This window comes from Apibacter sp. B3706 (genome assembly GCF_011082725.1).
Lineage (GTDB): Bacteria > Bacteroidota > Bacteroidia > Flavobacteriales > Weeksellaceae > Apibacter.
The window spans coordinates 1,862,818-1,886,174 of the sequence record NZ_CP049715.1 but is presented as its reverse complement, the minus strand read 5'-3'; the positions used below and the strand labels follow the sequence as shown (position 1 = coordinate 1,886,174).

The following is a 23,357-nucleotide window of genomic DNA, read 5'->3' as shown; positions in this document are numbered from 1 at the left end:
GCAAAGGTCTTTTTATTTCATAGTAGTTAGTCATATATTCCTTTACTCAGCTTAGCTCGTCTTTCCTTAATTAAGGCTTCTCTTTGAGCATCATTCTGGAATTTAGGTTTGGCGCCTTGACTATATTTTAATCTTCTTTCTTTAATTAATGCTTCCCGTTTAGCATCAGCATCATTTTTAGTTGATGGTTTTACTGTCGAATTTTCATTTGATGATTTAACCGGAATATTTTTACTATTCACCGTTTCTGTTTTTATGGGTTGAGATGCATTATTATTTTTAACAGGAGCCGTAACAGGAACGGTACTAGTTTTTACTTCATCTTTAGATTTTACAGAAGGCTTAGGTTTAGCATTGCTAATATTTTCAGGTTTTATAACGGTTGTTTTTGGGGTTGAAAGATTTGCATTTTTTCTTTCCTGAATAATATTATTTGATTTTATAACTTCCGGTTTTTTAATTTCCACATCAGTTGAAGTTAAATCATTTATTGCCTGTACCGTTTCTTTACCAGGAGTTAAATTATTATAATTAGTATTTTCATCAGAAGATATTTCTAACGGTTTACCAATATAGAAATCAAGAATTTTTAATCTGAATAAAAATGAATATTTAGCTTGAAGCATTTGAGATAATGCGTTGAAATAATTATTTCTTGCAGTATTTAAATCGTATATATTAATTTTTCCTGCAGTGAAACTCTTTTGTGCAAATTCATAAGATAATTCGGTGGATTCTACCAATTCTTTTGCAGAGGTAAATGTTTGATAAGCAGAATTTACGTCAAAATAAGAAGTTTGTATATTTTGCTTTAAATTTAATTTTTCTTGGTCGAGCTGGTTTTCTTGAATCAATTGATTAATTCGAGATTGTTGAACTTTTATTTTATTTGTTCCTTTACTAAATATGGGAATGTTAACCCCTACAGATACCATTTGAGAGTGATTGTCATACCATTGGTCGTCTATAGATTTACTGGAACGATCGAAATAATCCTGATAAAAAGTACTTACTTTATATCCGCCGGTAATTGAAGGGTAAAAAGCGGTTTTAGCAATATCAATATCTTTCTTTGCTGATTCAACCCCTAATTCGGCAGATTTAATAACCGGTTGATTATTAAAAGCATAATTGATGATATCATCCAAATTGATAAGAGGCATTCCTATATCATCGGAAACTTTAACATCCTCTATCTGAAAGTCTCGATAATCTTTTTGAAGTAACATGGCTAAAACCATTAGTGAACGATCTACTTCAATTTTAGCATTTTCATACGTTTGTTTAGCATTCGCAAGATTGGATTTTGATTCATATAAAGTGCTTAAAGGTATACTACCGGCATTATATAATTTTTCATTCCTGTCTTTATCTTTTGCTTGAGTATCCATGGAATTTAATTGAACTCCTAAAAGCTCTTTATTCAATAGAACGGTTAAATAATTTCCTACTAATTGTAGTGAGATATCATTTTTGATTTTTTCAGTGGTATATTGATTTTGTTGAACCAAAAAAGAGTTTTTTTCCTCGGTTAATCGTAAACGTCTGTTGTTATAAAGTATCATGGAGGATTCAAGAGCAAGATTGTTCTGATATCCTTCTGTATATTTATAATAGGAGTCAATGGCAAAATCTGTTACACCATCTTGGGTGACCTTTTGTGTAGCCAATGGACCAAAAGTTATACCGTTAGTTATAGTACCTTTAAGATCGGGTAGTTTTTCTTTTTTAGCAATTTTTAAATTACTTTCTTGAACTTGTTCATTTAGTTTAGAAGCAAGTACTTGCAAATTGTTTTCTCTGGCGTAAGATAAACAATCATTGAAAGACCATACTTTTTGCGCTGAAATAAATCCGACTATGAAAAAAGCGATTATACTGTTGTTTAGTTTCATTCTTATGTAAATGAATTTTCAGTATTATAAGTAGAATAATTATTTATTTTGTTACAAACTTATCTAAAAACATTTTTTATCAGGTTTTAATTATAGATCTATCGTCAAATATGATAATAAACTAATTAATTCTAAATGATATCATCATCTTTAAATTTATGTATTATTAATTAAGATAGTAAGTGTTGAATACTAAATATAAGAAGTAAATATAAAATAAAAATAATATGAAGTGCTTTTATTAATTGAAACAAAAACAGGGTATAAATTATTATACCCTGTTTTTAATTTTATAATGTATTATGATTTATGTATTCTTATTAATTTTCTTTTCTAAAAACTAGACCGGTTTCAGGAAAATAATCTGCAACGATGGTATCATTGTCATTAATTTTTCCACCTAAAATTTCCTTAGATAATTGATTTAAAATTTCATGTTGAATCAATCTTTTTAAAGGTCTTGCGCCAAAAGTAGGATCATAGCCTTTGCTCATTATATAATCTTTAGCCTCATCGGTCATGCTCATGCGAATTCCTTTTTTATCTAATATTTTATTAAGAGAATCTAACTGGATATCTATTATACTTCTTATTTCATTCTTATTTAAAGGCTTAAATACAATAGTTTCATCGATACGGTTTAAAAACTCAGGACGAAGGGTTTTCCTTAACAGTCCCATAACCTGCTCTTTGGTCAATTCTAAAATTTCTTTGTAATTATTTCCTTCCAGTTTTTCAAAATTTTCTTGAATTAAATGAGATCCCAAATTGGATGTCATAACTATAATCGCATTTTTAAAATTAACGGTTCTTCCTTTATTATCTGTAAGCCTACCATCATCCAATACTTGTAATAAAATATTAAAAACATCCGGATGAGCTTTTTCGATTTCATCCAATAAGATAACAGAATAAGGTCTTCTTCTAACGGCTTCGGTTAACTGACCACCCTCATCGTAACCCACATATCCCGGAGGCGCACCTACCAATCTGCTAACAGAATGTTTTTCTTGATATTCACTCATGTCAATTCGGGTCATTGAATTTTCATCATCAAATAAAAATTCGGCTAAGGCTTTTGCTAATTCGGTTTTACCGACACCTGTTGTTCCTAAGAATAAGAATGATCCGATAGGCTTTCTTTCATCGTTTAATCCCGCGCGGTTTCTGCGTATAGCATCTGCTACTGCTTCAATTGCTTCTTCTTGTCCGACAACCCTTTTGTGAAGAACAGATTCCAGATTTAATAACTTTTCTCGTTCACTTTGTACCAGTTTAGTAACCGGAATACCGGTCCATTTGGCTACTACATCAGCAATGTCTTCAGAATCAACTTCTTCCTTGATTAATTTAGGTCGATCATCAGAAAGTTCGGCTTCAGCTTTAGCAAGTTCAGCCTCTTGTTCTTTTATTTTTCCGTAACGTAATTCAGCAACTTTACCATAATCACCGGATCTTTCTGCTTTTTCAGCTTCAATCTTAAATTCTTCAATATTTTTACGGATTTCTTGAACTTTATCCGCTCTTTCTTTTTCTGCTTTCCAGGAAGCGCTTAGCTCATTTCTTTTTTCATTAAGTTGTGCTAATTCTTCTTTAACATTTTCTAACCTTTTCTCATTAGCTTGTTTAATGCTTTCATTGGAAGTAGGACTTTCCGCTTCTCGTTTAACCGCCTCTAATTCAATTTCAAGCTGCATTTTTTTACGGTCTAAGGCATCCAGTTCTTCAGGCTTGGAATTCATTTCCATACGAAGTTTTGCCGATGCTTCATCCATTAAGTCTATGGCTTTGTCCGGTAAAAATCGGTCGGAAATATAACGATTGGAAAGTTCAACTGATGCAATTACGGCTTCATCTTTAATACGTACTTTGTGATGGGCTTCATACTTTTCTCTAATTCCACGTAATATAGCTATGGCATCATCCACATCGGGTTCTTCAACCATCACCTTTTGAAAACGTCTTTCCAACGCTTTGTCCTTTTCAAAATATTTTTGATATTCATTTAATGTTGTTGCTCCAATTGAACGAAGTTCGCCACGTGCCAATGCCGGTTTTAAAATGTTCGCAGCATCCATGGCTCCTTCTCCTCCTCCGGCACCAACTAATGTGTGAATTTCATCAATAAATAAAATAATATTTCCGTTAGAAGCGGTTACTTCTTTAACTACTGCTTTTAGACGTTCTTCAAATTCACCCTTATATTTTGCTCCTGCAATTAAAGCTCCCATATCTAAAGAAAAAATAGTTTTATCCTTTAAATTTTCAGGAACATCCCCGTTAATGATTCTATGAGCGATTCCTTCGGCAATTGCAGTTTTTCCGACACCGGGCTCTCCAATTAATATGGGATTGTTTTTTGTTCTTCGAGAAAGAATTTGCAAAACTCTTCTGATTTCGTCATCTCTTCCTATTACAGGGTCTAGTTTACCGTTTTGAGCTAATTCATTAAGGTTTTTGGCATACTTGTTTAATGAATTATAGGTATCTTCTGCAGATTGAGAAGTTACTCGTTCTCCTTTTCTGATTTCTTCGATCGCTTTAATTACGCCTTCTTTGGTGACCCCTTGATTTTTTAATAGTTGCGAGGTTTTGTCGTTTACGGAAAGCAGTCCTAAGAAAATATGCTCTAAACTTATAAATTCATCTTTCATCTTAGTTGATTCTAATTGGGCTTCATTTAAAGCTTTATTAGAATTTTGGGACAAATAAATTTGTCCGCCGCTAACTTTAGGTAAAGAATTTAGTATAGAATCAAGTTCGGAGTTAATATATGCTAAATTTGAGTTTTGTTTTTTCAATATGAAAGTAATCACACTGGCTTCGCTTTCCAATAAAGCTTTAAGTAGGTGTGCAGGTTCAATAGCCTGATTTTCTAATCCTTGTGCAATCACTTGAGATTGTTGCAAGGCTTCTTGTGATTTGATGGTTAATTTATTAAAATCCATTTTATTTAATCTCTTACATTTTTTCTCAGCAAAATATAAACCAAAATCATGGATAGGTTTTTATAATCAATATGTAAGGGAATAAATGAATAAAACGAGACAATATGACATTATTTTGTATTGTTGTAACTAAAATTAATGACACAATGTCATGGTTGTTTGCTCATTAAAAGATTGGATTGTCTTTTTGATTACTACATCTTTAAAATAAATTACATGAAATTCATATATAATTTAAAAAATTACAGATGTATAATATGATATAAATAAATTATAGATTTTATGTAATATTTAATGATATCGGATACTTGCACGTATCATGCCGATAGCATTTATGGAATCTAAAGAAACATCTTTAGATTCAAACATAGAATTAGCGCTGACTAATTTTATGTAATCGTTACCTAAACTGGATTTTTGGATGTGTCTAACAAAGGTATGATTGGAATCTTCAGATAAGGCAATTTCAATTATATATAATTCTCCCCAAAATATATTATCTATGGATGCATTTTTAAAAATAACAATATCACCATTTTTTAAAAGAGGAAGCATAGATTCTCCTTTTATATAAATAGCTCCATCACAGTCTGATAAATTAGGTATTTTTAAAAAACCTGAAATGAATGTATTTTCTGATTTTTTATGAACAATATTTTTTAATCCACCATTAGAATCTAAATTATAAAGAGGGATATGGGTATTATTTTTTTCTTGTAATTTAAACATGGGGTCCTCCAATACAGACATTGGAAAATCTTTATCTAAAATTGGGGATTTTAACATGGGGCCTTCATAAGTGAGAAGCCATTCTAAATTTATTTCGGGACATTTGGTATGGATCAATAAAGAATCATAGCTGTTTCTTTTTTTCCAATTCGAAAAGGTTTGGGGAGAAATACCAAGATATCTGGCTAATTCAGAATCTTTTTTGAATCCATAAAATAACTTTATTTTATTCAATATGGTAGTTTTTTCCATAGATTGTAGTTATAAAAATTAAAACTCAAATAAATTTTATATAAACAGTATGTTTATATATCTATTTGATAATTAGACAAATATACTAAAAATTATTATATTGTCACAACAATGTTATATTATTACCGTAAAAACAATATAAAGAATAGAATAATATAAATTATATAGGAGATAAGAATTAGTAATTGATGAAATAAAAATTTAAAAGGTTCGAATACTTCCGCGTATTAGAGCCATAGCATTAATTTTAGAAACCGGAATATCTTGAGGTGCGTTTGTGTTGTCTTGTCCTAATAGTTTAATAAATTGTTCTCCTTTTTCAGATTTTTGAATATATTTAATTAACATATAATAAGAATCATCATTCATACATATCTCAATTAAATAAAGCTCACCCCAAAACAGGTCTTTAAGAGAAATAGTTTTAAAAATAATTATGTCTCCATTTTGTATAGTTGGTAACATGGAATTCCCTTTTACATAAGCAGCACCGTCGCAATCAGCCAGATCCGGCATTTTTATAAAATCTATAATATTTTCTTGATGATGTTTTTTGCTAAATATATTTTTCAATCCACCATTTCGATCTATATTATATAAAGGGATATGATTTTTTTTGCCTTTATAGGAACTATATCCAGATTCTTCTGCTATTGAAATAATATTAGATTGTCCGATATTATCTTTTTTCAACATAGGACCTTTTCCGGTTAACAACCATTCATAATTAAAAATTTCACATTTTGTATAAATAAGTTTAATATTGAACGAATTCCTTCTTTTCCAATTATACAATATTTGTGAGGTTATGCCTAAATGTTTCACTAATTGAGAATCTTTAGTAAAACCATAGTATTTTTTAATTTCGTTTAGAATGATAGTTTTATCCATGTTCAATATAAAAAATATACATTTTGTGTAAAATAATTTTAAAATAAACAAAATGTATATATATTTGTGTTGAGATAAAACAAAGATATCAAAAAATACATTATTGTTATGACAGTAGAACAAATAAAAAGAAAAATTGAAGTGGGAGATTATATTTTGGCATCGAAATTATTAAATATAACCCCTGAAAATGTAAGAGCTCGTTTTTCACGAGAAAAGATGGATGCAATAGAAGCGTTAAAAGCAATAATTAGTAATAGGGAAAGGTTTATAAAAGAGTACCATAAGAAAATTTCAGGCTAATCAACTTAATTTCTTAAATCTGAATTTTTCACTATGAAAAGGATAAGAGTTATTCCTTATGAATTAATGAAAATTACTATCTTCATTGAGAGTTGCCTTATTAAATAAATGATTATAATAATCTTAATACAAAATATTTCATTGTTGATCATAATTTAAATCATAACCTGCAGTTTAAAATAAAATTCCTATTTTAAAAAATTAATGATACTAGTTAAATTTCTTGGCTTAAATACTCTGTATCTAATTAATCCTGTAAAATTTAAAAATTATTGATCTATATATTTTTAAAGGTAAACTTTATTGTTGCTAAATTAATTTTAAATAAGAATATTGATTTTTTAAATTAATAGTTCAAGAATTTATTGAAATTATATAAATGTTTTATATATATAAATGGATGGCTAATTTATTCTGAAAAAATAAAAATAACCAACATTATATGTTATAAATCTTGTTTAGGAGCCTTGAGATAATGTAAGAAGATAAAGGCAATTAATGTTATATAAACTTTATGATTGTAATTTTTTTTTGTTTATCTTTACCGCCATAAAGTTAGTGTTTAAGTGTTTTAAAATTTAAAAAATTAAGTGTTCATCTATTTTTAATGCCATTGTAGCAATAAAATTTTTATAATGAAATAAGAGAGGAGATCATTAAAAATAGAATAGATTTTTTAAAATAAAAAAAATAGAAAATCAATTAAGTGTTAATAAGTTAATTAATAATTCATTATGAAAAAGAGAATTTTATTATGTTCATTACTCGGAGTGATTTCCGTTTGTTCTTTCTCTCAAAGCCAAAGAGTGGGAATTAATACGGAAGATCCTCAAGGAGTTTTCCATATTAATGGAACCAATAAAGATTTAAGTCAAGATGACTTTATTGTAGATGCAAATGGAAATGTGGGTATAGGTACTCGAACTCCTAAATCAAAGCTAGAAATTATAGGTACTAAAGGTAAAGGATTGCGGGTAACTCCTCCGGGATCTATAGATAAAGGAAAAATTATTGCATCTGATGCAGATGGTAATTTTGTAGTCTCTACCAGACCTATGCCGGAACTAAGAGAAGGTTCAATCATTCAAATTCATACAAGACTTGATGCAACTTCAACTACAGCCCCTAATTTGATAGATTCCAATCCAATTATTCCCGGTGATCCAAGTTTACCTGCCGGAAAAAAACCTGCTGTAAAAATTTCAGATAAGTCATTAGAGCTGACTGAAGGTACATGGCTGATTCAGCTTAAATACACCACCCGTACAACAAGAGGAAATGGATCTAATTTTCAAGAATTTTGTGGAAAGGAAAATGGCTTTGATCAATATATTTGGACGTTACTATATAATGAAAATGAGCCAGACTTCAAAAAAGCTGTATTAACCACTGTTGGTTTTGCTACGGAACGCGATGGAGCTTGTGCTTGTACACCTCAGTTAACTCATGTCGTAAAAGTTGATACGGGACAAACTATGACAGTTAGTGCCTATGCAAGTACCAGTATATGGCATAATACAGTAGTATTTGTAGATGGTGATTATGATTCATTTACCACCGGTAAACCATATTTTAGAGCTATTCGTATAGATAGTTTTAATTAATGAGGGTGAAATTAAGATCTTTATTATTCTTATAATTTTTATATTTAAAATCATGTCATGAAAAAAATAATATTATCAATAAATTTTTGTGTATTAGCAATTGGAATTAGTTTATCACAAGTAGGAGTTAACACAGATAATCCTAAAGCTATTTTTCATATAGATGCTAAAAAAGATAATGGGAATATATCTGTCCCAGTAAATACATCAGATGATGTAATTTTCAAACCCGGTACAAATAATGCCTCAGATCCGACTGCAAAGCTCTATGGTCATTTAGGTGTTGGAAAAGTTAATCCGGATACGGGCTTAGATGTTAATGGGAACATACGATTAGAAGATGGAACTCAAGTTAATAATAATATATTAGTTAGTACAGATTCACTCGGAAATGCCCAATGGATAGCTCCTGCCAGACCATATATTCAAAACGGAGAAATTGGAAGTGGTATACAGTTGCCACAAGATGAAAGTGCTATAGATTTAACAGTAAAACCTTTACATCTTACCCAAGGAAGATGGTTGATTCTTTCTAAATTTGTAGTTAAAGCTACCCAACATGTTAACGACGATTTAAAACCTCGAAATAATGTATGGATATATTTAAAAAATGTTACTAAGCACCCATTAGTTAGCGATAAAGTTTATAATACTATTTTGGGGATACCGGTAGAACAAGCGGGAGCTAAAGTTGGGACGCCACAATTAGCAGCTCTTGTTAATATACCTAAAGGACAAACTTTTGAATATAGAGTATTTGGAAGTACAAGTAATAAAGAATTCGCATATACTACAACAAATGACGACTTTCAAGGATCTTATTTCTACGCCGTTCGATTAGATGCAGAACTTTTAGACAATTAAATTAATACATATGAATTTTAAATTTATTATATGAAAAAATTATTTTTATTATATATAATTATAGCGGGAGGTGTAGGTTTTACTAAATCTTTTGCACAAACAGCTCCGTCAGTTGGAGTAAATACAACTAACCCGCAAGGACCTTTTCATGTAGATGCAAAGGGAGATACCAACGGATCTTCAAATACGTCCGATGATGTAATAGTTGATAATAACGGAAATTTAGGAGTAGGAACCATAGCACCAACGGCTAAAGTTCATATTAAAACGGATGGATCAACGAATGGAATCCGTATCAGTGATCAATCGGAAGGAAAAGGAAGTATGCTTATGTTTCAGGATAATACGGGAATAGTTAACTGGGTTCCCAAACCTTTCACCATAAAACAAGCAGAACTTAGGAAAGATTTTAATATGAGCGTTCCCTTCAAAAGAAACGCAAATGACCATAGAGAAATTTCCATAACCGGACAAGGTTTAAAATTAACTCCGGGCATTTGGATGATTATGGCTAAATATATGGTTTATAATAATGGGGATGATAGAGGTAATTTGTTTTGGACCTATTTGCATGATTTAGATGATCTTACCACTTTACCCGTAGATAATAATCATCTACGTGATAAGCGTAAACCTTGTCTAATTGATGGAGCCCTTCCTGAAAATAATTGTAATGGTGGTGGCTACAATTTAAATTGGTATTTAGCAAGTAACGGACTAGGTGGAAACCCTTCAAAATATGCAATGACTGTGGTAGGAACTTATCCTGAAGCAAAAAGCCAAGGATATACCACTCCATATGTCAATTATATAGCTGTAATTAAATCTGACGATCCATTAAATCCAGGTAAAAAACTAAGACCGGGTGATCCGGGATATGAGCATGAAATTGCATTAACTTTTAGTACCAGTTTAAATGGTGATCAAGTATTGGAAACCAGATCAGCATTACGTGGTTCAGGTAATAATGGTGGCAATCTTGAAGTAGGAGTTTATTTCTTTGCTATTCGTTTAGATATTGATGAAAATTCTTTTTAAGAAAATGTAAATTTAACTATATAAATACCTGCCGAATAGGCAGGTATTTTTTTATTCAATACCAGTAATTCCCATTTTTCTCATTAAAAAAGTGGCATTCATATTTTGAGCTACACCTTCTTTTAATTTATAATCAAACACTAATTCATCCTGAGCAATTTCTGCTTCAAAACGATAGTTCTTTATATTTTCGGGATAATTTGCTTCCAAGTTGCCTAGTACTAAATCATGTGTAGCAATAATGCCATTTCCTTTTAACGAAATAAGTTGTTTCATAAGCGCTAAAGATCCTTTTTGCTTATCTTCAGAGTTGGTACCTTTTAAAATTTCGTCTAAAATGATAAATAAATGTTCTCCGGAATGAAGTCTATCAATAATCATTTTCAATCGTTTTAATTCAGAGAAAAAATAAGATTCATGATCAACTAAGGAATCTGTAGTTCTTAAATTAGTTACCAAATTTCCAGGGAATATTTCTAATGACTTAGCGTATACCGGAGCACCAATACAGGCTAACACGTGGTTAACCCCTATAGTTCTTAAATACGTACTTTTACCTGCCATATTAGCTCCCGTTATTACTAAAAAATAATTTTCTTTTGAAATTTTAACATCATTGGTTACACAAGAGGAACGGTTAAGTAGAGGGTGGCCCAATTCTTTCCCATCAAATATAAAATGTTCAGTATTTATTTTAGGATATGAATATCCCGGGTGAGTATATGCATATGTTGACAGGGAGCACCAAGCATCAAAATGAGAAAGAGAATCAAACCAATTCGGTAGATACTTTTTATAGATATCTAACCATTTTTCTATCTTAATAGCATAACGTACACTCCAACATAAGACCGGATTGAAAAATAAAATCATCGGATAAGCCATACTCATATTTAATTGAGAACAATATCTATTCAATTTATAGATAGCTTTTGATGCAGAAGTTTTCTTGATAAGGATTTTACGATTTTTTTCTAACAAATAACTATCAAAGTTTTGCTCTTCTATGGCATTAAAAAGTGAGGTATAGGTGTTTAAAACATCTGTTTTTTTATCTATGTTATTTACTATATTATTTACATGCTTACTCGCAAAGGCATTAATTGCATAAGTTATGATCCATAAAGGAATAAAATATAATGCAGATACCCAATTAAAAGCTGTAAGTACAAGTAAGATTAAATACAAGCAGGGAATAATATTTATCATTATTTCCCAGAATTTATTTTTATGCAATAAAAATGTTTCCGGAAATGTATTTGAATCAAAATTTTCTTTATTTTCTAATTTTCCGTTTAAAGACCCTAAAACTCGGAAATGGTTTACCCAACCTTGTTTTGAAGTTAATTCTTGGATGCTTTCCTGATTTTCCACAATTGTTTTTTTGTCTAAATAGGGAGTAAGGAACAGATAGGCAAGAAATTTTTTACCTTGATAGGTGCATGTTCGATTAATAGCCTGAAAAAGCGATCGATCTCCAAATAAATCTAAATCGTAGCTGAAGCTGTGTTCAGTCGAGATATATTCTGGGCCTCCATCAAAAGATGAAAAATCGTAATTAAGAGCTTTACATTCATTTTCTGCTAAAGTTATTAATGAATCTGAATAATTTTTTTTATAAAACAGTTTTTGATGTAACTTTAATAACAAGATAAATATTGAAAAAGATACAAAGATGATACCGCCGGTAAGGTAGCTGTTTTTCCAAGTAAAAATACAAAGTAAAGCAGCAATAAGAACTACTGATAATCTTAAAGCAGCAATAATAAATATCTTTTTTTTAAGTGATTGTACCGTTGAAATCTCTTTATTAATAAGAGAACGGTATGAATGTTCAATATCTTTTATTTTCATGATATCAAAGGTAAACAAAATAAAATAGCTAATTTTAAAGTCTATATATATCTAATAGTACTTTACTTTCAAATTTTAACAGTAAGCAAAAAAAATTAAATTTTATTATTTGATAAATGTAGCATTTTAAATATATTATAATTAGAAATAAAAAAGCCTGATGAAAATCAGGCTTATAATTATTATAATTTTATTATAGAGCTAAATCAATCACTTCAGACATTTGAGTTACATAATGTATTTTTAAGCCTTTAATATAATCGGGATTGATTTTTTCAATATCTTTTCTATTCTCTTCACATAATATAACATCGGTTATACCGGCCCGTTTCGCAGCTAATATTTTTTCTTTAATGCCGCCTACCGGAAGAACTTTTCCCCGTAACGTAATTTCACCGGTCATTGCCCATTTAGACTTAACCTTTTTACCGGTAAAAGAGGAAACAAGAGAAGTAAGCATAGCTATACCGGCAGATGGTCCGTCTTTAGGGGTTGCACCTTCAGGAACGTGAATGTGTATATTACTTTCTTCAATTTTTTGCGGATCGATACCGAATTCTTTATAATTAGATTTTATGTATTCCAAAGCAATAGTAGCCGATTCTTTCATTACATTACCTAAATTTCCGGTCATGCTTAAGTTTCCTTTGCCTTTAGAAAGAATACTTTCAATAAAAAGAATATCTCCTCCTACTTGAGTCCAGGCTAATCCTGTAACAACTCCTGGAACTTTATTAGTTTCAGACATTTCAGGCATCATAGGCGGACCTAAGATTTCGATAATTTTATTTTGACTCAATTTTTTATTGTATTCAGTATTGCGAGCAATTTGTAAAGCAATATTCCTTACAATTTTTGATATCTTCCTTTCTAAGCCTCTAACACCGGATTCTCGAGTATATGCTTGGATAATAAATTCCAATTCTTTCTTACTTATTGAAATATCTTTTTTGGTAAGTCCATGTTCGAGGATTTGCTTTGGTAAAAGATATTTATTAGCTATTTCTACTTTTTCCTCAATAGTATATCCGGAAATATCAATAATTTCCATTCTGTCCAACAACGCCGGTTGTATGGTGGCTAAATTGTTGGCGGTAGCAATAAACAATACTTTAGATAAGTCGTAATCTACATCCAGGAAATTATCATGGAAAGTACTGTTTTGTTCGGGGTCTAAAACTTCAAGTAAAGCAGATGACGGGTCACCGTGTCCACTGGTGCTAATTTTGTCTATTTCGTCTAAAACAATAACGGGATTAGATGTTCCAACCTTTTTTATGGATTGAATAATTCTCCCCGGCATAGCCCCAATATAAGTTTTACGATGTCCTCTAATTTCCGATTCATCATGCAACCCTCCCAATGATATACGAACGTATTTTCTTCCTAAAGCAGAAGCAATGGATTTACCCAATGAAGTTTTACCGACTCCGGGAGGACCGTATAAACAAATGATGGGAGATTTCATATCTCCTTTAAGTTTTAGGACTGCGAGATACTCTAAGATTCGTTCCTTAACATCTTCTAAACCAAAATGGTCTTTATTTAAAACTCTTTCGGCATGATTAATATCAAAATTATCCTTAGAATATTTTTCCCAAGGCAAATCCAACATTAATTCTAAATAATTCCTTTGAACACCATAATCGGGTGTTTGCGGGTTCATGCGAACTAAGCGATTAAGTTCTTTTTCAAAGTGTTCATTTATAGACTTGCTCCATTTTTTTTTCGAAGCTTTTTCTTTCATTTCTTGAACTTCAGCTTCATAAGAAACGCCTCCCAACTCTTCCTGAATGGTTTTCATTTGCTGGTGTAGGAAATATTCACGTTGTTGTTTGCTGAGGTCAGAGTTAACCTTATCCTGAATGGAATTTTTTAAAGATATTTTTTGAAGCTCAACGTTCAGGTACTTTAACGTTTTGGAAGCACGATCTAACAAACTATTAACTTCCAGTAATTCCTGCTTTTTTACTAACGGCAAATCAAGATTGGAAGCAACAAAATTTACCAACAAGGAGCTGCCTTCAATATTTTTAATAGCAAAAGAAGCGTCTGAAGGGATAGCCGGATTTTCATTAATAATTTTAATGGCTGTTTCACGAAGGCTTTCCAATAAAACATTAAAATGTTCTTTATTTTTATTGGAAACCTTTCTTTTGTCTTCCAATAATGTAATTTCTGCTTTTAAATAAGGCTCCTCCTCAAGTATATTATTAATAGAAAATTTACGTATCCCCTGAATAATTACCATGGTACTTCCATCAGGCATTTTAAGTAATTTTAATATTTTACCTATAGTACCTACTGAGTACATATCATTTATAGTCGGATTATCTGCATTTACATCTTTTTGTGTAATGACTGCTATTATCTTATCGTTTTGTTGAGCATCTTGTAATAAATTGATGGATTTATTTCTTCCGGCAGTAATTGGTATAACAACCCCGGGAAATAAAACTACATTTTTTACCGGAAGTAAGGGTAAAACTGTAGGAAAAGTTTCATTCATCATTTTATCTTCTTCATCCTGGCTTAATAAAGGAATAAATTCACTATCATTTTGCATAACTTGATCTAATGACAATATGTCAAACTTCATAATGTTTCGTATTAAAGATTTAATGACAAACTTTCAGATATCTAAAAAAAGAAAACTGCTTTTTTTAAATCTTAAATGGGTATAGTATTGATTATTAATTAGAAATGCCGTATCCTCCAAAGTTTGTACGTGTACTAAGGTCAATTAATATGCCAAATAAAAAATTACTATAATTGCTAATAAAGCTTAGAATTATAACTTGATAAGGGTTAGAATTTCTCTGCTTCCATCGGAATAAGTAACTTTAACAAAATATCTTCCTGTAGGAAGTTTTGAAATATTAATTTCCTGATTAAGATTGGAGTCAATTATATCTTTATCGATTAAATTGGTACCGACCATGGATAAAACAGAAATATTATCGATTTTATAAGAACTTGAATTCTTAACAAGTATAAAATTTACTGCCGGGTTAGGATATAATTTTGATTTAGTATAAGGTTGCTCTTGTAAATAAAAGTTCATTAAAATATTAGCCGGAAAATCTTTTGCAGTAACCAGGTTAATTGAAAAAAGCAACGTAATAAAAAATAAAAATTTCTTCATAAGCAATTTATATCTAAAAATTATGAAAATTTCCTTGATAAAATGATAGTTTTATGTACTTAAAATTAATGTATAAAATTATAAAAAAAAAATATTCTTTACAACTTTTCATTAAATTATTTTTATTTTTATTTGGGAATAAAGATAATATTCAATTATCTTATCTTCAATAGTTTTGTCTTAAGGGCTTTTTTCTGAATTATTCTATATTTTATATTTATATTGTTGTTGCCAAAGTAAATATACTTACTTGAGAATCATTGGTTTTTAACAGTTCTTGAGTGCATGCAATTAAGGTAGCACCCGTTGTTAAGACATCATCAACCAATAGATAGTGATTCGAACAATTTGAATTTCTTATAAAAGCGTTTTCCATTTTCTTTATACGTTCTTCTCTGTTGGACTGGGTTTGAGATTTCGTATGAGAAATTCGTCGGAGAACATGCTCGTCGAAATTGCAATTCATTAAAGTTGCTAATTTTTTGCAACAGAGCAAAATTTGATTATAGTTTCTTTTTTTATATCTTTTCGAATGAATAGGGACCGGAACAATGGTTTTTACTTCTTTTAAACAAGGATTGTTCTCATTTTGCATAAACCAAATCTCAGCTAACCATGAACCGATTTCCGGTTTATTTTTATATTTTAAATGATGAATTAATTGTTGTGTAATATTTTCTTTTGAGAAAAATAATAAGGAAGATGTAAATTCTATTTTCGCAGAATTGTTAAGTTGGCTGTGAATTGAATTTGCGTTGTCAAAAGGAATATAAGTAAAAGGTAAATGAGCTTTACACCTTTCGCATACATAGTGTTGTGATGAAGAAATAATTGTTTCACAACCAATACATCTATTAGGAAACAGGGTAGAGAGTATTTCTTGCCACATGAGTATTTTTCAATTATCTTTGCGTAATATAAACAAATTTATTTATTGTGATAAGGCTGACTAAAATATTTACATTTGAAACAGCACATGCTCTGTGGGGATATGATGGTAAATGTAAAAACATTCATGGGCATTCTTATAAATTGTATGTTACTGTAAAAGGAGAGCCGTGTAATGATATTCACCATGTTAAAAATGGAATGGTTATGGATTTTGGAGAGTTAAAATCTATTGTAAAAAAATTAATTATAAATCCTTTAGATCATGCCATTATTTTAAACGCTCAAACAGAACATAAACAATTAGGAGAGCAATTGCAAAATCAAGGGCATAAAGTTATTTTTATGAATTATCAGCCCACATGTGAGAATATGTTGATGGATTTTGCCGAAAAGATACAATCAGAGCTTCCTGAAAATATTTTATTAGCGAAGCTTAAATTATATGAAACCGAAACGTCATATGGTGAATGGATAAGGGAAGACCAATAGAAATTAATCTTATGGCAGGCAAAAAAGTTTATTTTGCCTCAGATCAGCATTTAGGAGCACCTGATGAAGTTTCATCCAGAAAAAGAGAAAAGATTTTCGTAAAATTTTTAGAACAAATTAAACCTGATGTTCAAGTATTATTCCTATTAGGGGATTTATTTGATTTTTGGCATGAATATAAAACCGTTGTACCCAAAGGATTTGTTCGAATATTAGGAAAATTAGCTGAACTTTCAGATTCAGGGGTTAAAATATATTTTTTTACCGGAAATCATGATTTATGGATGAGAGATTATCTTCAAAAAGAATTAGCAATAACAGTTTTTAATGAGGAACAAACATTTATCATCAACAACAAAAGTTTTTTTATTGCTCATGGAGATGGATTGGGACCGGGAGATCGAGGGTATAAAAGAATGAAAAAACTTTTTACGAATCCTGTTGCTCGATGGTTTTTCAGATGGTTGCATCCGGATGTAGGAATAGCCTTAGGTACTTATTTATCAAGAAAAAATAAATTAATTAGCGGGGAGGAAGATATTAAATTCTTAGGGGAAGATAATGAATGGCTGATTGTCTTTTCTAAAGAAAAATTGAATGAAAAACATTATGATTACTTTATTTACGGGCATCGTCATTTACCTATGGATTTATTAATTGGTGAAGATAAAAACAGCCACTATGTAAATTTAGGGGATTGGATTTCGTATTATACCTATGCCGTTTTCGATGGAGATCATTTGCATTTACAGACTTTTACAGAAACAGTTTAATTTTATTTATCCATCGTAAATATTTTTCTTAATTCAACAGCTTCTGACGGTGTAATTCTTCCGGATAGCAGCAAAGATAATTCCCTTCTGTGAAGGGCTGAGTTATATCTAACTATTTCTTCTTCAGTTTCAGGTACTAAGTCAGGTATTTTTTTAGGTTTCATAAATTCATCTAAAGCTACAAAAGTATATATCCCTTCATTGGATTTGGTCTTTGTATGATTTATTGCATCATCCACCCATATATCGACAAATACTTCCATAGAAGATCCAAAAGCTCTAGAAACCTTAGCTATGACTTCTACGGTGCTTCCTAATGGAATAGGTGTTGAAAAGGAAACATGATTAACAGAAGCAGTCACAACTTTAGCTTCCGCATGTCTTTGAGCGGCTATGGCACATGCTCGATCCATTAAAGAAAGTAAATCCCCACCAAACATATTATTATAAGCATTGGTTTCATTCGTTAGCACAATGGTGGTCATTATGGTTCTTGAATCAGAGGGAGTTTTAGCTTTCATGAATTTCAATTCAATTATAGAGGAAGTAGACCAAAATTTTTGTAAGTAACAAAACTCTTTTCACTCAAACTGAAAATAATTTTTTCTTTTTCAGCTGTAAATGTTCCTAAATTTTCAATGGTTAAATATGTTTCCGATTTTAAATTTTTTTTCCACTCCTTAATTGTCTGATAAACAAAATCTTTAGCTCTCTTAACATCTATTGAATTCAATTCAGCAATTACACTGGCTAAAGCGATATCATTGAGGTTATGTTGCTGAGTAAAAGAAAGGGAATAGGAGGGGGGGAGTAGTTGATTAGTTTCCTGATCCTCTCTCACCGAATTAAATTTTAATTCAAATTTTCCAAAAGAAGGTAAAGTAACTTGATTGGTTTCTTGTAATAATAGTATGCAATATTTTATTAGGTCCATAAAGTAAATTTAAAATAAATACATTATTTATCAACTATCTTTATCTCCTTTTTTAAAGCTGAAATATATTTTCACAAATTTAAATAACTTAAGAATATATAATTAAAATTCCTCAACGCATGTTTGCTTGTCTTTTAATTTTTTTTTCATAGCGCTAAAAAATTCAGGAGTAATACCAATGTATGAGGCGATATGTTTTTGAGATATTGAATTTTTTAATTCAGGAAACATAATACAAAAATTTCTATACCGTTCTTCTGCAGATAAACTTAATATTTCATATAAACGATTACGTAAGAAAATTACAGAACGGATTAAACTTTCATTATAATAAAGTTCTAATTTTGGAAACCTTTTAACGGATTCTTCTTTTGCTTTTTTAGATAAAATAAGTATTTCAGTATCTAAATCTGCAACAATATTGAATTTAGCAGGTTGATTGTATATAATACTTTCATTATCTGCAATCCACCAACCTTTAGATGAAAATTGAAGAACCTGCTCCAATCCTTTTTTGTCGTTAATATAACTTCGTAAACAACCGGAAAGTACATAATAATAATTATCTTCAACCTCTTCTTGATGCAAAAGAGAATCTCTTTTGTTTAACTTTTTAAATTTTAAAATAGACTTTAGATACTCTTTTTCCTCTCTGGAAATAGGCACTACATCGTTTATTTCTTCCAATATTTTTTCAAAAATCATAGTATATAAGAGTTTTTAAATCGCTATGTAAAAATTTTTAAAATATGTAATACAATATCCATTTAATTGTAAGAATGTTATTTATGAAATTATGCTACTTGGTAAGAATTCTCCTCACTATTTTTTTAATAGAGATAGAAAACAATAATATAACCGATGTTAAAATTTTATAAATACATTGTCTTAACTGTATTAAATGGTAAAGAACACTGAATCCCTTTTTACTATTTGTAGTATATTATTAGGATTGGTTACGAAAATTAATCTATAAAAAAATTATGCAAAAATAATAAACAATTTGTTTGTCTATTTAAAATTTAATGGAATTCGAATTTTACATAAAAATTAAATATAATTAGATTATAAATACTATATAAATTATTTAAAAACTCTTAGAATATAACTTTAATAAATGTTTAAATAGATATAAAAACATAAAAAGTAGTGTTCAAATTATTTTTATAGATAAAAGTACTAAATAATGAATATAAAATAATAATAATTAGAAGTTTAATTTATATAAAAAAGATAACAGCTAGGAAATAAATGTGTTTACCTTCTAGAAAAAATATATGCAAGTATATATACTATAACTTATTAAGGTACAAAATAATTATAGAAGGTAAATAAATCAATAATCCAATCAATTATCGTAATATGATACTCCTATAAAAAAATACAATAAGCATAAATTATAGCCTATAATCTTTCAATAGTAAACAATTTTAATCCAGTTTCAATACCGCTAAAAATGCAGATTGCGGGACTTCCACTCGACCAATTTGTCGCATTCGTTTCTTACCTTCTTTTTGTTTTTCCAGTAATTTTCTTTTACGAGATATATCCCCTCCGTAACATTTGGCAGTAACGTCTTTTCGTAAAGCTTTAATAGTTTCTCTAGCGATAATCTTAGCACCAAGTGCTGCTTGAATAGGAATGTCAAATTGTTGTCTTGGAATTAATTCTTTTAACTTTTCACACATTTTTTTACCTATAGTATAGGCATTATCTTGATGAATCAAAGCAGATAAAGCATCCACAGGTTCACCATTTATAAGGATGTCAACTTTTACCAGCTTGGAAGTTCTCATTCCGCAAGGTGAATAATCAAAAGAAGCGTATCCCTTGGAAATAGTTTTGAGTCTATCATAAAAGTCAAAAACCACCTCAGCTAAAGGCATTTCAAAAAATAGCTCTACTCGGTCTGTAGTTAAATACGATTGGTTAGTCAGTTCGCCCCTTTTATCAATACAAAGGTTCATTACAGAACCAATAAAATCTGATTTGGTGATGATTGAAGCTTTGATATAAGGTTCTTCCACACGATTTAAAGACGTAGGTTCCGGAAGTTCCGAAGGATTATGTACTACAATCGCTTTTTCAGGATCCTTATTTAAATAGGCATTATAAGATACATTGGGAACGGTAGTAACTACAGTCATTTTAAATTCTCGTTCCAAACGCTCTTGAATGATTTCCATGTGAAGCATACCTAAAAATCCGCAACGGAAGCCAAATCCTAAAGCAGCGGATGATTCCGGTTCAAAAACAAGAGAAGCATCATTAAGTTGAAGCTTTTCCAATGCAGAGCGCAACAATTCATATTCTTCTGTGTCCACCGGATATATTCCGGCAAACACCATTGGTTTTACTTCTTCAAATCCGGCAATAGCTTCAGATGCAGGGCGTTCAACCGATGTGATGGTGTCACCTACCTTAACTTCACGAGCTTCTTTAATACCACTTATAATATATCCCACATCACCGCAATGTATAACATTTTTTGGAACTTGATTTAGTTTTAAAGTTCCTATTTCATCGGCATCATAGCTCTTACCGGTAGCCATAAATTTCACTTTTTGACCTTTAGATATGCTGCCGTTTGCAACCTTGAAAAAGGCCTCTATTCCTCGAAAAGGATTAAAAACAGAATCAAAAATCAAGGCTTGTAATGGAGCATTAGGATCTCCGGATGGTGCCGGGATTCTTTCCACAATTTGCTCCAACAATTCTTCAACCCCCGCTCCGGTCTTTCCACTGGCGCGTAAAACGTCTTCAGGTTTGCAACCGAGAAGATTTACAATTTCATCGGTAACTTCTTCAGGATTTGCAGAAGGTAGGTCAATTTTATTTAAAACTGGAATAATTTCCAAGTCGTGTTCTAACGCTAAATAAAGATTGGATATGGTTTGTGCCTGAATACTTTGTGCTGCATCAACAATTAATAAGGCACCTTCACAGGCAGCAATAGAACGAGAAACTTCATAAGAAAAATCAACATGCCCGGGAGTATCGATCAAATTCAAAACATATTTTTCCCCTTTATATTCATACTCCATTTGAATAGCATGACTCTTTATAGTAATACCCCGTTCGCGTTCTAAGTCCATATCATCTAAGGTCTGTTCTTGCAGTTCGCGATCAGAAATAGTTTTGGTTTGTTGTAAAAGTCTGTCTGCTAAAGTGCTTTTGCCATGATCTATATGGGCAATAATGCAAAAATTTCTTATGTTCTTCATATTTTCTACAATAGTGCAAAAATACATTTTTTATAAACAATATAAGGGTGTATTTGCTACAAACTGCGAATCTGGGTAAAAAATTTTAGTTGAATTCCTATTATTTCGATAGGAATTATTACATTTGCGGAGTTTTGATCTAAAATAAAACTAAAAAACTTTTTTAAAGAACATCAAAAATAAGAAATGAAAAAACTGAGTTTAACAGAGGATTGGACAGCCACAATTATTGGTGGATTGGTCATAGTATTAGGTATTATTTTATATTCTTCATTCGGGTATACACTAAGTTGGCCTACATTTAAATGGAGCACCGGTGACGATTTATTGTCCAATGTTTTAACAGGTAAAAATTTTATAAATATTTTTATCATTTTTATTGTTTCTTATGTTTTATTACTATTGGCAGATCTGTTACAAGGAAAACCTATGAGTTCAGCAAAAGGGTTTCCCTTACTGTTTATTCTTACTATAGTTGCCATGGTAATTGGCGGAAACTCGGTAATGAATTATTGGGGATTTGAAACCGTAATATTTTGTTTGCTTATAGGATTAGTTATTAATAACTTTATAGGTACTCCGCAGTGGATGAAAGGATGTTTATCTTCTGAAATGTATGTGAAAATAGGATTGATCTTTCTAGGCTCAACCATTATTTTTCAAGATATTATGCAGGCGGGTGCTTTGGGATTAATACAATCGGTAGTAGTAGTTTTCTCTGTATGGTATTTTTCTTTCTGGCTGTGCAAAAAATTTAATATAGATAAGGAAATGTCTATGATGCTTTCCAGTGCGGTATCCATTTGTGGAGTTTCAGCTGCTATAGCAACGGCAGGGGCAATAAAAGGAGATTCTAAAAAATTATCTTATGTAGTATCACTAGTTTTAGTAGTCGCTGTACCTATGATTATCATTATGCCGGCATTAGCTAAATTATTAGGATTAGGAGAAGTAATGGCCGGTGCATGGATTGGTGGAACAATTGATACCACCGGAGCAGTTGCTGCAACCGGAGCCGTTTATGGAGAAGAAGCACTTAAAATTAGTACAATAGTTAAGTTCTCACAAAATGTATTGTTAGGTATTGCTGCCTTTTTAATAGCTGTTTATTGGAGTTATACTAAAAAAGAAGGGAATGAGTTTGCTGATAAACCTAATCTAAAAGTAATTTGGGATCGATTTCCTAAATTTGTTATAGGTTTTATCTTAGCTTCTTTGTTGTTCTCATTTGTTATTCCAACTGAGCAATATAAACCGGTTCTTGGTGTATTGAAGAAATTTCAAGGATTATGGTTTGCCTTAGGGTTTACCTCCATAGGATTAGAAACTAATTTTAAAACGTTAATTAATAAAGAAAACAGAAAAGCTACTTTAGTATTTTTAGGAGCACAAACTTTTAATGTTGTATTTACCTTAATTATCGCTTATTTGGTTTTTGGTATCGAATGGACTAAAATATAAACAATTACTTTATTATTTTTATTTTGGGAGAGATTAGCAAATAGTTAACTCTCCCATTATTT

The 23,357-nt window shown here is 30.6% G+C and carries 19 protein-coding genes; 7 read left to right on the top strand and 12 right to left on the bottom strand.

The window, feature by feature from the left end:
• Positions 1-26 precede the first annotated feature (26 nt).
• From G8C41_RS08225 to G8C41_RS08210, 4 genes are all read right to left on the bottom strand, one after another.
• Positions 27-1,895 (bottom strand): TolC family protein, encoded by a 1,869-nt coding sequence (locus G8C41_RS08225; protein WP_166007195.1) that lies wholly within the window; start codon positions 1,893-1,895, stop codon positions 27-29.
• Positions 1,896-2,215: 320 nt separating this feature from the next.
• The gene (clpB, locus tag G8C41_RS08220; protein WP_166007193.1) at positions 2,216-4,843 is read right to left on the bottom strand and encodes an ATP-dependent chaperone ClpB; all 2,628 of its coding nucleotides are present in this window, start codon (positions 4,841-4,843) and stop codon (positions 2,216-2,218) included.
• Positions 4,844-5,134: 291 nt separating this feature from the next.
• On the bottom strand, positions 5,135-5,824 hold the full coding sequence (locus tag G8C41_RS08215) for a helix-turn-helix domain-containing protein (protein WP_160568173.1): 690 nt from the start codon (positions 5,822-5,824) through the stop codon (positions 5,135-5,137).
• Positions 5,825-6,025: 201 nt separating this feature from the next.
• On the bottom strand, positions 6,026-6,715 hold the full coding sequence (locus G8C41_RS08210; RefSeq protein ID WP_105296314.1) for a helix-turn-helix domain-containing protein: 690 nt from the start codon (positions 6,713-6,715) through the stop codon (positions 6,026-6,028).
• Positions 6,716-6,823: 108 nt separating this feature from the next.
• On the opposite strand from G8C41_RS08210, the gene G8C41_RS08205 reads away from it, so the two are divergent.
• The 4 genes from G8C41_RS08205 (at position 6,824) to G8C41_RS08190 (ending at position 10,524) form a co-directional block, all read left to right on the top strand.
• A complete protein-coding gene (locus G8C41_RS08205; RefSeq protein WP_105296313.1) occupies positions 6,824-7,018 on the top strand; it encodes a hypothetical protein in 195 nt (64 codons plus the stop codon).
• Between the two features lie 734 nt (positions 7,019-7,752).
• A complete protein-coding gene (locus G8C41_RS08200; RefSeq protein ID WP_105296312.1) occupies positions 7,753-8,622 on the top strand; it encodes a hypothetical protein in 870 nt (289 codons plus the stop codon).
• Positions 8,623-8,679: 57 nt separating this feature from the next.
• The gene (locus tag G8C41_RS08195) at positions 8,680-9,486 is read left to right on the top strand and encodes a hypothetical protein (RefSeq protein WP_105296311.1); all 807 of its coding nucleotides are present in this window, start codon (positions 8,680-8,682) and stop codon (positions 9,484-9,486) included.
• Positions 9,487-9,516: 30 nt separating this feature from the next.
• Complete coding sequence (locus G8C41_RS08190) at positions 9,517-10,524, top strand: hypothetical protein (RefSeq protein ID WP_166007191.1); 1,008 nt, start codon at positions 9,517-9,519, stop codon at positions 10,522-10,524.
• 51 nt (positions 10,525-10,575) lie between these two features.
• Here G8C41_RS08190 and G8C41_RS08185 read toward each other — a convergent pair whose 3' ends face one another.
• The 4 genes from G8C41_RS08185 to G8C41_RS08170 form a co-directional block, all read right to left on the bottom strand.
• The gene (locus G8C41_RS08185; protein WP_166007189.1) at positions 10,576-12,378 is read right to left on the bottom strand and encodes a MutS-related protein; all 1,803 of its coding nucleotides are present in this window, start codon (positions 12,376-12,378) and stop codon (positions 10,576-10,578) included.
• Between the two features lie 193 nt (positions 12,379-12,571).
• Positions 12,572-14,977, bottom strand: coding sequence for an endopeptidase La (gene lon, locus G8C41_RS08180; RefSeq protein WP_166007187.1), 2,406 nt, complete (start codon positions 14,975-14,977; stop codon positions 12,572-12,574).
• A gap of 192 nt (positions 14,978-15,169) precedes the next feature.
• Entirely contained in the window at positions 15,170-15,523 is a 354-nt protein-coding gene (locus G8C41_RS08175; protein ID WP_105296307.1) for a T9SS type A sorting domain-containing protein, read from the bottom strand.
• Positions 15,524-15,740: 217 nt separating this feature from the next.
• Positions 15,741-16,412: a ComF family protein gene (locus G8C41_RS08170; protein WP_166007185.1), complete on the bottom strand. Its 672-nt coding sequence runs from the start codon at positions 16,410-16,412 to the stop codon at positions 15,741-15,743.
• Between the two features lie 47 nt (positions 16,413-16,459).
• On the opposite strand from G8C41_RS08170, the gene G8C41_RS08165 reads away from it, so the two are divergent.
• On the top strand, positions 16,460-16,903 hold the full coding sequence (locus G8C41_RS08165) for a 6-pyruvoyl trahydropterin synthase family protein (RefSeq protein WP_160568163.1): 444 nt from the start codon (positions 16,460-16,462) through the stop codon (positions 16,901-16,903).
• A complete protein-coding gene (locus G8C41_RS08160) occupies positions 16,882-17,676 on the top strand; it encodes a UDP-2,3-diacylglucosamine diphosphatase (protein WP_185152296.1) in 795 nt (264 codons plus the stop codon). Before G8C41_RS08165 ends, G8C41_RS08160 begins: the two co-directional genes overlap by 22 nt.
• Positions 17,677-17,678: 2 nt before the next feature.
• Here the strand turns inward: G8C41_RS08160 and G8C41_RS08155 are convergent, their stop codons facing one another.
• The 4 genes from G8C41_RS08155 to lepA form a co-directional block, all read right to left on the bottom strand.
• The gene (locus G8C41_RS08155) at positions 17,679-18,197 is read right to left on the bottom strand and encodes an acyl-CoA thioesterase (protein ID WP_166007183.1); all 519 of its coding nucleotides are present in this window, start codon (positions 18,195-18,197) and stop codon (positions 17,679-17,681) included.
• A gap of 14 nt (positions 18,198-18,211) precedes the next feature.
• Positions 18,212-18,610, bottom strand: coding sequence for a hypothetical protein (locus G8C41_RS08150; protein ID WP_160568161.1), 399 nt, complete (start codon positions 18,608-18,610; stop codon positions 18,212-18,214).
• Between the two features lie 102 nt (positions 18,611-18,712).
• Entirely contained in the window at positions 18,713-19,315 is a 603-nt protein-coding gene (locus tag G8C41_RS08145; protein WP_105296301.1) for a Crp/Fnr family transcriptional regulator, read from the bottom strand.
• A 725-nt stretch (positions 19,316-20,040) separates the two neighbouring features.
• Positions 20,041-21,834, bottom strand: coding sequence for a translation elongation factor 4 (gene lepA, locus G8C41_RS08140; RefSeq protein WP_166007181.1), 1,794 nt, complete (start codon positions 21,832-21,834; stop codon positions 20,041-20,043).
• A 186-nt stretch (positions 21,835-22,020) separates the two neighbouring features.
• Here lepA and G8C41_RS08135 point away from each other — a divergent pair, with 186 nt between their 5' ends.
• Positions 22,021-23,295: a YeiH family protein gene (locus G8C41_RS08135; protein WP_160568159.1), complete on the top strand. Its 1,275-nt coding sequence runs from the start codon at positions 22,021-22,023 to the stop codon at positions 23,293-23,295.
• Positions 23,296-23,357 lie beyond the last annotated feature (62 nt).